Below are 12,500 nucleotides of genomic sequence, written 5' to 3' on the forward strand. Positions count from 1 at the left end.
TGTATCCCCTCCTATGAGTAGCGATTCAGTATTATTTCAGGAACTCGATAAACTGGAACAGAACGATCTGAAGAAGGTCGCAGCTTTATGGAATCTTTCCAAACTTCCTTATAAAGAAAAAAATAAGAATGTAGCATATATCTATGAAATTTTCCAGGACGATTTTTATCTAAAAGGAGTTCTTGAAAAACTCACTCAACTTCAGGTTACCATTTATACGAGTATTCTTAAAAATAAGAACGTGCTGACTCTCGGGGAAATTTCGAGAAAAGTAAACATCCCCCCGATTAACGTCGAGATGGAGTTGAATCTTCTTCGAAAATATCAACTTGTATACCAGAGAAAAAATCGCGAACGTCTCACGAATAATTTAGATAAATATCATGCGTTTGAGGAAATCGCAGATCTGGTTCCTCTCGAACAAAATCTCAAAGGGGACAAATACAAGATCTCCTTGGAAAAATATCTCGATCGTAAAAAAATGACCGAGATTTCCGAAGAATGGAAGGCTGCCGTTAAGGCTCCGAAACAACTCGACGGAATGAAGAAGTTTTATTCCATCGCTTGTTCTGAGGAAGGAATCGATCTGAATCTTCAGTCTCTTGCCGATTTGGAAAGAGATACGCTTGTTCGAATCTATCTGAGCGGCGGTGTTTCGGAAGCGGAAGACATCCGTAGTTACGTGGTGACCAGCCGTGGAAAATACGAGCAGATCATTCCCTCTTTGATTTTAAAGGGACTTATCGTGGATGTTTGTTTCGTGGACGAAAAATTCGTCCGTGTATTCGTGATTCCCGATGAAATTTTAAAATACGTTCAGACGCATCCGATTCTTCCTTCCGTGAAAAAAGGGACCAAACAAAGAACGGAAAAACTTGCGACGAACGATCTTGATTTCTTTCTCAATACGAAAAAATTAATTTCCTACATCAGCCGTAAGGGATTGGTTCTCGCGAAATCCGGAAAAGTAAAACAAGCCGATCACAAAAGGACGGAGCAGGAACTGCTCAATCCGGATATAGGAATTTTTCCGGAGAAGAGTCAAATCTATCAGATGGAACTCATATTACCGGTGTTGAAACTTTTGAATTTAGTGGATATTAAAGGTGAAAACATCGTCCTCAAAGAAGACGTAGAAGAATTTAACAGAAAAGATATCTTCGAAATCATGAAACTTGTGGTGCACGAGGTCAATGAGGCTCGTATGAAACGGGTTGTGCCTGCCGAAGTATTTGTCGCGACTGAAATGCCTTTTTACGATAAGCCTATATTGGACAAATGTGTGAGTCTCATCATCAAGGCGAAACGAATTCATCTATCGGTGATTTTTTCCAATATCATTCGGGAACATATGATTCTTTCTCCCGGATTTAGGACGAAAAACTTTCAGTCCGACCTTGCGGAATTTCGTAAGGAAATCATGAGTGTCATTTTTTATCTGCATTTGTTTGGACTTTTGGAAGTAGAATATCCGAACCGCTTTCTCACTCTTTCTAAATTGGGAGAATACTTCTTTCAAACCGGAGAACTTTCCCATAAGACGGAGAAGGGTGGGATCACGATCAATCCGGACTTTACGATCATTGCGTTCCCGGATCGGGTTTCGATTTACGGACTTCATCTTCTGAAAGCTTTTACCGAACTTAGGGATTACGATCGTGTTTATACGTTTGTTCTGACCAAAGAAGCGTTTCAATTGGGGATTCTTCTCGGATACAAACCCGTAGAGTTTATCGATTTCTTAAAAAGCTCCAGTAAGGCGGATCTTGCGCAAAATCTTCTTTTTTTATTGGAAGATTGGGGTGGAAATCTTCCCGTAGTAGATATCACGGAGGATTGTGTTTTGGTTCGTACGAAAGATCAGAATACGATGGAGTTATTGCTCGGACAGATTAAGGGAAAAAAGATCATTTTAGATGAAATCGGTCCTACAGCCGTTTTGGTCGATAAAAATCGAGTGCAAGATGTGATTACGGTTTCCGAAAAACTAAATCTGATCGTAAATCTAACCCGCTGAAACGTGAAACGGGTTTTTTATATTTGTTTTTGATTTATAAGATTTTTCTTTTAAAAGGAAAACATCATATTTTATTCTAATCATTTTTTTAAAAAAACTATCGGAAGATTTTCTCTCAAATAAGAGAGGGGAGATTAAAATTCGTTCTTTTTAAAGAAAGAACAAAAAACGATCGGTTTGATAGGAGAGATGGCGCCCGAGTCCTTTTGGGACTAGAGTCATTCTTCTACTTTGATTTTGGTTTTGAATTCCCATTTGCGATAGGGTGCGATCGCCTGGAGCCTCTCGTCTGTTACGAAAAAGAGGGCGTCTCCATACTTAACTAGTCCCCCTTTATAATGTGCGTATTTGGTTTTGTGATCAATAAGGCCTATTTCCCGAACCTTACTCCAATCATCGCAGGTTTTGAGAGTGGGGACTTTTCTAAGATGCAACTCTTTGATCTTATTATCTTTAACGGAGTCCCTGAGTATTTTTTCCCATTCCATAAACGCAGAGTAAAAGAAAGGGGGGAAAAATCAAGGGTTTTTGTAAAAGCTCCGCATGACGATTGAAAATAGAGAGCGGGCGAATTTAAGATCACGTCATAGACGGAAGCGGGATAGTTCTACTAACGGAAGCAGATCGATTTTCCGAATCAGTTATGAATCACGGAAGACAACGATTCACAATTTTGATTTCGTCGCAGAATGCGAAAAAAGAACATCCGTTTTTCGTTTTCTTACGAAATCAAAGTTTAAAAAATTCTACTTCGTGTTTAAGCTCTTCGGCTAATTTTGCTAAGTTGACAGAACTGGAACTCAGTTCTTCTGAGGAAGCCGCGGAAGATTGATTGAGCTCGTTTATAGTAGTGATCCTTTTAGAGATTTCTTCAATTGCAATTTTTTGTTCGCGAACCGCCGCTTGGATTGCATCCGCCCTGCCTTTGACTTCTTTCGCGGCGAGGTTCATTTGATCGTTTTTGGAAAGTTGATCTTCCATAAACCGATTTACCACCTTCATTTGGTGATTGATTTCAGAAATCCCTTGGATGATTCCGGAGATGACTTTTACCGTATCGGTGATGTTTTGAATTCCGACTCCTATTTCCGTTTCGTTGTTTTGAATGATGTGTTCTATATTTTTGATGCTGTCCGTCGTTTTATCCGCTAGTTTCGAAATTTCATCGGCGACGACCGCAAAACCTCTTCCGGCGCTTCCGGCTCTAGCAGCTTCGATTGCCGTATTCAATGAGAGAAGATGAATTTGTTCTGAAATATTGCTGATGATTTCTATGACGCCGGTAATATCTTCCGAACTACGGCTGATTTTAGCGATGGAATGATTGGTTAGTTCCAAGGATTTTTCACCTTTTTGAGCGCTTCCCGTGATCCTTTCCACTTCGGACATCGTCTTTTCCAAACTTTTAAAAGTTGAATGAATGGAATGTGAGAATTGACTCATGTCCAAGGCGAATTGATCCAGTAGATTGACTTGCTCCTCCGTCTGGATTTCCATTCCATCCATACCGGCGGAGATTTCTTCGATCGAAGCTGAAATTTCTTCCGAAGAAGAAGCCTGGTTTTGCGCGTTATCGGAAATGGAGTTATGGGCTTTCGACATCTCGTCGGAGGAGCTTGCAAGGTTTTCGGACGAGTTTGCGATCTTATTTAAGACCTTTTTCACATTTTTGTTAAACGAATTGATTGAAATCGCCATCTCTCCGATTTCATCCATTGAAAAAACCTTGAGTCCGTTGGTAAGATTCCCATTCGCCATAGCTTCCAAGGCGTTCTTACTTTCTTGCAAAGGACGGATTCTATTTTTAAGAATGAAATAGATCAAAATTCCTATTAGAAAAAGACCGGCTAAGGAAATTCCCACCATTGCGTAAACGCAGACGATCGCTTCGCCGGTGATTTCTTCACATTCGACCGAAGTAAAGGTAAGAAAGTCGTATTTCGGATTCTTATAGAGAATCGTGTAGTTATATTTTCCGTTAGAAAGATAACGAAACGGAACTTTGTTCTTATAATTTTTCATTTGAGAATAGAAAGGAAAACTTTTCAAACTTTTCAGATTCAGAGAAGAGTTAATGTGATTGATTATTACTTCGTTCGGACTAATAAGTCCGGAATAACCCGATTTTCCGATCTGAATAGAACCGATTAGTTTACTCGTAAGATCGGCGATTTTAAGGGAATAAGCGATGTAAACATTTACGTTCTGCGGAATCGTTTCCAAAATTAAAAGTATGGGTGCTCCGGAAATGGGAGAAGAGATCGGTTCGCTTAGGAATATTCTTTTTCTTGAAATCGTTTCTATGATGATATCTTTCGAAGGAAGTTTGAAATCTTTGAGAATGGATTCGCGGTCTTTGGAAAGTATTCCAGTACCTATGAAAACCTTCCAGGATTGATTTTCCTGTTTGATAAGAGAAATGGATTCGTATTTCGGAGAATGATCTAAAAGTGTATCTAAAAATTTCTGAATTTCGTTTGTTTTATGATTCTCGATTAGAGAAAGAAATAAGGGGTTTTTTTTCAATTTTTGCGCGTCGGATTGAACTTCCTCGAAGATCGATTCCGTAAAAATATTCAGCGTTTCGTTCATGTTTTCCATCTGATTGAAATACGATCTCTGAATCGACAAATGGTTGAACTTGAATACGAGACAGGAGATCGTAATCGCAAGGATACACATGATAAATATAAAGGTTATCGTAAGAGAGCCTGTTAGGCGAATTTTTACCAGAGATGAGACGTCTATATTTTTGAATATACCCGCTTCAATCAGATTGGAAGTCAATTTTTCCGAGACTAAAAACGTGTATACTCCCATAAAGAGAGACATGAGGAGAGTGATCGCATACAGATTGTAGTAATCAGTCGCATCTAAGACCACAAGTCGGCCGAGAATGGTGATTACGACGGAGGCCGTGATTAAAATTCGAAGGCCGATTTCGACTGAATGAAAAAAAGGAATACGAAAAACGGATTTCTGCGCCTTTAAGATGATCTCTTTATCTGCGATACTTCTTTCCGTGATAAAAAGATACTTTTGAATAGGCCGAAGTCTACGCATATCCGAAAAAACCGCGAATATAAGGGTAAAAACTGAAGTTGCTAAAGTGATGTAGATTGCGATTTCAAGTTGGCTGGAATCCATTTCCAAAAACATTTTATAAAATAAAACCGCTGTACCTATCGTAAGAGTAAAACCTACGACTTCGGTTATCAAAATGAAATGAAGAATGAATTTACGAATCGAATTTGTAATGTTGTCATCCATATTTTGTTCCGATACCTAAGTTATGCGTTATTCGAACTTGATTGATTCTTTATGTAAATTAAAGCTATTAACTATTATTAATACAAGGAGAAAGTAAAAAGAGAAATGTAAAATCACATTATATTTTATTGAATATTGCATCCCTTTAGGAATTAAAAGATGAGGGCAATATTCGGAAGTTTGATTGGATGATATAACTTCAAGAGATGTGTTATATCGAGACCGTTTTGGATGTATTATAATATTAAATAAATATAATATATGTTTTGCACTTAAAATTCAATTTGCTAATATAAAGGGACTATGGAATGGAATTGAGGCCTTTTCTTTAAACGTAATTTTGTACGAATGTAGACCTGTCGGAGATACTTGAAGAGGATTATAATTTCACCGGTAAGTCGTGGTTTGTGAGTAGTCCAAATGTCAGTACGGACTTCAACATCTAGAGATTATGCGGGCTCCTGGATGTTGAATTTCGGAATTCATGTAGTTTTGAGAAGAAAAAACGAAAATTGAATTAAGAAAAAAGAAGTGTCATTATAGATTGAGGCTTTCCTGCTAAAAACGTTATTCGCCCCGGATGTTTTCGAGTTTGTGTTTGATTTCTTCGTTCAGAGGTTGTTTTTTTTGAAAATCTTCGAGTAATCGGATTGCTTCGATAGATTTATCGATTTCGACATAGAGATCCGAAAGTTCGAGGAGAGGTCTAGGATCCATCGGAAATTTTTTGTGTAGATCGAGGTAAATTTCTTCAGCTTTATCTCTTTTGCCGATGAGTTTGAGAGAGGAAGCTTTTCCAAGAAGCGCGAAATAATCCTCTCCTTCGGCCAGAATTTTATTAAAGCATTCTAGCGCTTTGTCAAATTCTCCCATTCCTCTTAGGCTGTCCGCGTATCGGTTGATGATGAGTTTGTTGTCCGGGTCGAATTCGAGAATTTTTTCCCAATACTGATTGGCTTTGTGAAAGTCCTTTTTTCCTCGATAACTTTCTGCAAGGCCGTATAACGCAAAGAAATTCTTTCTGTCGAGTTCCGCGGCTCTATGATAATATTGAATCGCTTCGTCGTAATCCTTGATCTTGCGGTAAGAATTTCCGATTTCAGTAAGGATTTTAATGTTGTCTGGTTGAATCAAAAGCAGTTTTTCCCACCAATGAATAGCGTCCTTGTATTTTTGACATGCGAAGTAGAGATGACCCAGGCCCACGATCACATATTGATCCTTCGGATTGATTTGTAGAGCCTGCATATAATAAATTTCTGATTCTTTAAAGTTTTTCAGTTTTCGGTGAGCGTCAGCCACTCGGCTAAGAATTGAAGCGTCCGTGATTGTAATATGTCTATAGTCTTCCGCTACCTCGATCACTCTGGAAAGAAGATTCATTTCCCGGTAGCAATTCATCAATCCTATCAAAGAGAATTTATTGGAAGGGTCTTCTTGAATACATTTATGATAATATTCAATCGCGCTTTTGTAACTTTTCTTCTTAAAGAACAGGTCGCCCATGCCAACTAGTCCATAAGTATTGTGTGGGTCTTTTTCCAGAAGTTCTTTCAACTTTGCTTCCGCTTTCGGAAGTTGGTTGGAATCTAAAAGTTTATATGCTTCCTTCGCGAGATTTTTGATGACGGCGAATTGTTTATCCTCTTCTTTTTCGACGTTAGGATTTTCCATTTGATTCTCTCTTTTTAAGATTTATGCTATTCCAAATTTAGAATTCGCATTATTATTTTTGACGCACAAGATTCGCTGAATATTCTTTTGAAGTTCAAATATTCTGTAAAGAAAATAAGAATAGATGACTATAGTATCAAAATAAAAAGTGATTTGAACTGGAAATTAGTCCCTTTTCTCTATTCAATTTTGGAAAAAAATTTCCGTTTATGTTTTTAATAAAGATATTCAATTCAATGACAACCATGATTTTGTTATGGATAGATACGAGTTGAAATAAGAATATCTTAAAAGAAAAAGCGTCGTGCAGAATCTAATTCGTTCGTTTTTTGAAATTCTAAACCTTTGTAGAAGGTCTTTTTTTAGTAGAAGAATCGCTGATTTAAGATTACGGGTTCCTCTTGACAGTAGCCTTTTCGGTATCTTTATGGACGTTAAAAGGAGGAAGCATGTCTGCAGAATCAGGAAGAATAACGGGTGCCAGGCTGATGGTGGAACTTCTGGAAGGATATGGTGTGGATGTCGTTTTCGGATATCCTGGTGGGGCTATACTTCCTTTTTACGACGAGATTTATAAAAGTAAAAAAATCAAACATATCCTCGTAAGACACGAACAAGGTGCGGTTCATATGGCGGAAGGATACGCGAGAGCCACCGGAAAACTTGGAGTGTGCATTGCAACATCGGGGCCGGGGGCGACGAACTTGGTCACCGGACTTACAGATGCGAAGATGGATTCGGTTCCTATTCTCGCGATTACGGGGCAAGTTGCGACAGATGCGATCGGTACGGATGCTTTTCAAGAAGCTGATATTTTCGGAATCACAATTCCCATCACGAAGTACAATGCACTCATAAAGTCTGCGGATGATATTGCAAGACACTTTGAGGAGGCGACCTTGATTGCGTTAGGTGGTCGTCCAGGGCCGGTTCTGCTTGATTTTCCGAAAGACGTTCAAACTGGGTTGACCGACGTAAGAAAGGCGACCCGTCTGAAGATTGCCCCTCATCATTATAAAAAACCGGAAGTTCGTGGAAATTTGGAAGAGTTTGCGGAGGCAATCAACCGATCCCAAAAACCTCTTCTTTATGTGGGAGGAGGAGCCATCAATGCGGTCGCTTACAAGGAAATTTATGAACTTGCGACCAAGGCCCAAATTCCGGTCACCACAACCTTGATGGGACTCGGTTCCTTTCCCGGAACACATTCCTTAAGTATGGGGATGCTCGGAATGCATGGGACCGTAGCCGCGAATAAAGCGGTATTAGAATGTGATTATATACTCAATCTGGGTGCAAGATTTGACGACCGTGTAGCAAAAATCGGTGAGTTTGCGGAAAATGCGGTCAGAGCGCATATAGATATTGATACGGCAGAATTTAATAAACGAGTTCACGTGGATCATCTGTTGCACGGGGATTTGAAAGATACATTGAGAGTCCTCATACCATTCATACAAAAACGGGATCGTACTTCCTGGGTTCAATATCTCCAAGGTTTAAAAAAGGATCATCCATTGGATTTCGATAACTCCGGAAATGCGATAAAACCTCAGGATTTCCTAGCGCGTCTTTATAAAAAAACTCAAGGCAAAGCGATCGTTTCCACGGATGTAGGACAACATCAAATGTGGACCGCTCAATATTATCTTTTGGACGAGCCGAACAATTGGCTAACTTCTGGAGGTCTCGGAACCATGGGATACGGACTCCCTGCCGCGATCGGAGCAAAGTTTGGAAGGCCCGATAAGATGACGATCTGCGTATCCGGTGACGGGTCGATTCAAATGAATATTCAAGAACTTGCAACTATTGCCGCGAACAAGTTGGGAGTGAAAATTCTAGTATTCAATAATAACTTTCTTGGAATGGTTCGCCAGTGGCAGGAATTATTTTACGAAGAGCGATTTTCCCAATCCGAATGGAATTTTAACCCGGACTTTGTAAAACTCGCGGAGGCTTATTCGATTCCTGCAATGAAAATTTCGGATAAATCGGAAATAGACCGGGCAATCGAATTCTTTACAAAAGATGACGGGTCGGCATTTTTAGAAGTGATCATACCGGCGGAAGAAAAGGTATTTCCGATGATTCCTGCCGGAAAATCTCAAAAAGAAATGATCGAATTTAAAGATTTAGCCGGACTGAAAAAAGTATGAAACACATTCTAAAAATTCTGGTAAACAACCATCCGGGAGTAATGAGCCATGTTTCCGGTTTATTTACTCGCAGAAGTTATAATATAGATTCGATTGCGGTGGGCGTCACAGCGGACCCCGAAATTTCAAGTATGGTGATTGTGGTAAAAGGGAACGAATCCACCGTAGAACAAGTAAAAAAACAACTCTTAAAACTTCCGGACGTTTTGGAAGTAGAAGACCTTGCCTATCATGATTGTGTGAGTAGAGAATTGGTACTTCTTGTGGTAAAATTGACGGAGACGACAAGAACGGAAATTCTTTCCGTATGCGAAGTGTTTGAGGCGAAAATCGCGGATTTAACACACACTTCTCTGACGATAGAATATTCGGGAAACTCTCGTAAAGTGAATGCCATTGTGGAAATCATGTCCAAATACGGAGTTGAAGAAATCGTTCGCACTGGACAAATCGCGATTCGATACAGAAGTATCGGATCTTAAACTAAAAGCCCGTCTCAATTTCGTCTTAGGGCCCCAAATTTGGAAAATTGTAAGGTCCTTTAAGTAGTTCCTATTCAGATTTTAAACTGCTTTTAAAGATACCGATTGTTTCCAGGGTCTTTTTCGATTGGAATCAAAAAGAATACAGAATGAATTCGAATGACAAACGATTCTGCGATCCGATTTTCGGATCAGTTTCTGAAGAATCTTATAACGTGCGTTTGTAATCGTTCTAAATTCGGTCTGAACTAAAATCGAATCCGGGAAAAGGATCTGATCTCGATAATCACTTTCTGACCAAAGAACGATTGGTTCGATATGAGTTAGGTCGGAGTTTGGAGAATTCAATTCGACTTCTTTCAAAGCTTTTTTTCTTGCTTCGTTCAAGAAGGATTGGGCGTTTTCTATATTTAACTTTCCATCATCGTCACAATGGTGGCTTCCAATGGAAATTTCAAAATGGTGTATCTTCGTATTAGTTATCATTTGTATTTTCCCTTATGTCTAACTGCTTAGAATAAAAAGAAGAGTGCCGCAAATTTGCTTCTAAAATTGTTCAGATTATTTTTTTGGAACATTTTTTGTCGAATGCAGATTGTTTGAATGCAAAACAGTAGGGCTTTCATCTTTTATACTGTTTTGATTAGGGATGTGATATATATTAGAAATTGTATACAATTATTTATTAATATTGATTCAATATGGCTATAAATTTAAATATGGGCCAAATTGTATTTTATATTGTCGTATTTTTCAAAATAGAGGAGGGATGTTGCGCAGAGGGCTTTTGTGTGGATTTTTGAAAAGATTTTCTCTTTTGCTTTTTGAGTTTATGGGGCTGTTGGACCGGCGTTTTGGAAAAATTAGGAGAAATCGATCCATCGATTCATTCAAGTTACAAACTTGAGTATCGTATTGAACAACCAGGAGTTTGTCGCTCGAACACGATACTATGATGAGCTTGTTTCAAAAGTTAGAGAATGTGGATCTTCTTCAAAAAAACCGAATTAGGTGCGATTTTATGAGAACTTCTACATCTTTGTAAAAGTTGCTCGTTAATTTTGGGTGTGTCTCGAATCGTAAAGTTTGTTTAGATGTCCATTTTATCAGAGGGAAATTCCTGTGACTTATAAAGAAGCGAGTTCTAAAATTTTAGAATCTAAAAATAAAACGGCTTCCGGTTTCCATTGAAAAATACCGTTTGAAAATTCGCAAAGTCCCGATACTTCCATTCGTTTTAATTGCCTATTTAAAAATTGTTTTTTTTCGGGAATCAGTTCATAAAAACTTTCCATGGAGATTGGTTGAAATAAGCGAAACAAAGAAAGAACGAGTTCTTGATAAAGATCCGGTTTTGTGTATTCTTTAGAAAGATTTTTTGTTTTATACGCTTCCACATTTCTCGGATTGGAATATCTTCCTGTAGGAAGAAAACCGTGAGCTCCTGGGCCGATTCCCAAATAATATTCCATCGTCCAGTATTTTAGATTGTGGCCGGACGAAAATCCAGGTTTGGAATAATTGCTGACTTCGTATTGAAATAATTCATACGTAGAAAGGAGGTTCGGTAAAAGTTTTAAGACTTCTTCCTGAATTTCTTCTTTGGGGCCCGGAGTGATTTTATCCATTACCTTTCTGGAATACGGAGTTCCTTTTTCCACAGTGAGAGCATAGAGGCTGATATGTTTTCCTCCCGCTTTCAAAACCTGGAAAACGTCCTTTAAGATTTCCTCGATCGATTGTCCCGGAATTCCGTAGATTAGGTCGGCGGAGAAGTTGGAAATTTCGGAATTTTTGACCGTTTCCAAAATATTTTCGTACCTGTTCGAATCGTAGTATCTACCTAAAAATTGAAGTCTTTCCGGATGAAAACTCTGTATGCCCACGGAGATCCGGTTGATTCCGGCTTGTGCGATCGATTTTAAAAAATCGGGAGTGATGTCTTCAGGATTACATTCCATAGTGATTTCTGAATATTCTGAAATCTTAATGTTATTTTTTAAAAAATCGATGAGATTCGCAATTTGAGTTATGTCTGCTCGGGAGGGTGTTCCACCTCCGAAAAAAATCGTATCGAATTCTAAATTGGAAATAGTAGGATTGTCGGAAATTCTTTGCCTTATTTCTTCTTGATATCTTTGAAAAAGGTTTTTTTCGTTCGAGATCGGTTTTTTTCCGCTTCCCAGGGAATAAAAATCACAATATTCACATTTTTGAATGCAATAGGGATAATGGACGTAAACTCCCGGAAAACCAGTCTTTGTGACAGGATTTCCGGAATCAATTTTCATGGCCGGGAGACGGTCTTTTCGTCGGAACCCTTTAAGATCAGATCTACAACCGGAATCGGGGAAGTCCTTTCCAAAACGGAATACAAAAGCGCTTTTTTAGATTCCAACGTCGGAGAAAAAGAGAATAAGATTTTCAAATTCGGCAGCATATTCAATTTTAAGAATGGAGTCCCATAGTGAAGATCCACGATTTCCGTTTTCGGATAACGTTTTGCTAGTCCGGCCGCTAAATCTAATTCCAATTGACTGAACGTAGTTACTACAATCCGTTTGAATTTATTGTTTTTTACCAGGCTCGAAATTTTTCCGGAGTTTACGTTTTGAATATTTTTTTCCGAGAGTAAGGTTTCGAATTCTTTTCCTTGAACGGCGAAGATCGTTTCTTCCGTTTTTACGGTAATTGGATTGAAAGAAGACGGAAATGCGACGATGGATGCCCTTGATATTTCCGAATTGAGAGTTGGTGAAAAAATTTCTGAAAAGTTTTTTTCTCTTTCCGCAATCTGATCTTGAAAGAACGCGATTTCTTTTTGCTCCAACTCCGAAAGTTTTTCTTTTGGTTCGGATTTTTTAGAGGAGAATTCGTAGACGATTCCGTGTTTTAGTT

9 protein-coding genes (1 of these 9 cut by a window edge) are annotated in these 12,500 nt (G+C 38.7%); 3 read left to right on the forward strand and 6 right to left on the reverse strand.

Translation table 11 applies throughout. The annotated features are described in order from the left end of the window. The first annotated feature begins 13 nt into the window (after positions 1–13). On the forward strand, positions 14–2,017 hold the full coding sequence (locus CLV95_RS14770; protein ID WP_002730766.1) for a helicase: 2,004 nt from the start codon (positions 14–16) through the stop codon (positions 2,015–2,017). Positions 2,018–2,235: 218 nt separating this feature from the next. On the opposite strand, the gene CLV95_RS14775 is transcribed toward CLV95_RS14770, so the two are convergent. The 3 genes from CLV95_RS14775 to CLV95_RS14785 form a co-directional block, all read right to left on the reverse strand. Continuing rightward, a complete protein-coding gene (locus tag CLV95_RS14775) occupies positions 2,236–2,505 on the reverse strand; it encodes a hypothetical protein (protein WP_002626512.1) in 270 nt (89 codons plus the stop codon). Between the two features lie 241 nt (positions 2,506–2,746). Then, the gene (locus CLV95_RS14780; RefSeq protein ID WP_002733884.1) at positions 2,747–5,287 is read right to left on the reverse strand and encodes a methyl-accepting chemotaxis protein; all 2,541 of its coding nucleotides are present in this window, start codon (positions 5,285–5,287) and stop codon (positions 2,747–2,749) included. Positions 5,288–5,854: 567 nt separating this feature from the next. Further along, positions 5,855–6,961, reverse strand: coding sequence for a tetratricopeptide repeat protein (locus CLV95_RS14785; RefSeq protein WP_002733886.1), 1,107 nt, complete (start codon positions 6,959–6,961; stop codon positions 5,855–5,857). A gap of 449 nt (positions 6,962–7,410) precedes the next feature. Between CLV95_RS14785 and ilvB the strand changes: the two genes are divergently transcribed. Together ilvB and ilvN are read left to right on the forward strand one after the other, a co-directional pair. After that, complete coding sequence (gene ilvB / locus CLV95_RS14795) at positions 7,411–9,120, forward strand: biosynthetic-type acetolactate synthase large subunit (RefSeq protein WP_002730836.1); 1,710 nt, start codon at positions 7,411–7,413, stop codon at positions 9,118–9,120. Then, positions 9,117–9,602, forward strand: coding sequence for an acetolactate synthase small subunit (gene ilvN / locus CLV95_RS14800; RefSeq protein ID WP_002733795.1), 486 nt, complete (start codon positions 9,117–9,119; stop codon positions 9,600–9,602). The genes ilvB and ilvN overlap by 4 nt, the downstream gene beginning before the upstream one ends. 81 nt (positions 9,603–9,683) lie before the next feature. Here ilvN and CLV95_RS14805 read toward each other — a convergent pair whose 3' ends face one another. The 3 genes from CLV95_RS14805 to CLV95_RS14815 all read right to left on the reverse strand — a co-directional run. Further along, a complete protein-coding gene (locus CLV95_RS14805) occupies positions 9,684–10,088 on the reverse strand; it encodes an acyl-CoA thioesterase (RefSeq protein WP_002757929.1) in 405 nt (134 codons plus the stop codon). Between the two features lie 641 nt (positions 10,089–10,729). After that, positions 10,730–11,893 carry a radical SAM family heme chaperone HemW gene (gene hemW / locus CLV95_RS14810; protein WP_002728615.1) on the reverse strand — a complete coding sequence of 388 codons (1,164 nt, stop codon included), beginning with the start codon at positions 11,891–11,893 and terminating at the stop codon, positions 10,730–10,732. Then, on the reverse strand, positions 11,890–12,500 hold the 3' portion of the coding sequence (locus tag CLV95_RS14815) for a glycoside hydrolase family 3 protein (RefSeq protein ID WP_026054821.1). Its footprint extends 1,129 nt past the window's final position; 611 of the gene's 1,740 nt are visible here — the last part of the coding sequence; the start codon falls outside the window, past its right edge — the gene reads right to left on this strand; its stop codon occupies positions 11,890–11,892. The genes hemW and CLV95_RS14815 overlap by 4 nt, the downstream gene beginning before the upstream one ends.

It is taken from the genome of Leptospira borgpetersenii serovar Javanica (assembly GCF_003046425.1).
Classification (GTDB): domain Bacteria; phylum Spirochaetota; class Leptospiria; order Leptospirales; family Leptospiraceae; genus Leptospira; species Leptospira borgpetersenii.

Coding starts and splice junctions, on each gene's coding strand:
- CLV95_RS14770 (WP_002730766.1), top strand. CDS start 14: ATGAGTAGCGATTCAGTATTATTTCAGGAACTCGATAAACTGGAACAG.
- CLV95_RS14775 (WP_002626512.1), bottom strand. CDS start 2,505: ATGGAATGGGAAAAAATACTCAGGGACTCCGTTAAAGATAATAAGATC.
- CLV95_RS14780 (WP_002733884.1), bottom strand. CDS start 5,287: ATGGATGACAACATTACAAATTCGATTCGTAAATTCATTCTTCATTTC.
- CLV95_RS14785 (WP_002733886.1), bottom strand. CDS start 6,961: ATGGAAAATCCTAACGTCGAAAAAGAAGAGGATAAACAATTCGCCGTC.
- ilvB (WP_002730836.1), top strand. CDS start 7,411: ATGTCTGCAGAATCAGGAAGAATAACGGGTGCCAGGCTGATGGTGGAA.
- ilvN (WP_002733795.1), top strand. CDS start 9,117: ATGAAACACATTCTAAAAATTCTGGTAAACAACCATCCGGGAGTAATG.
- CLV95_RS14805 (WP_002757929.1), bottom strand. CDS start 10,088: ATGATAACTAATACGAAGATACACCATTTTGAAATTTCCATTGGAAGC.
- hemW (WP_002728615.1), bottom strand. CDS start 11,893: ATGAAAATTGATTCCGGAAATCCTGTCACAAAGACTGGTTTTCCGGGA.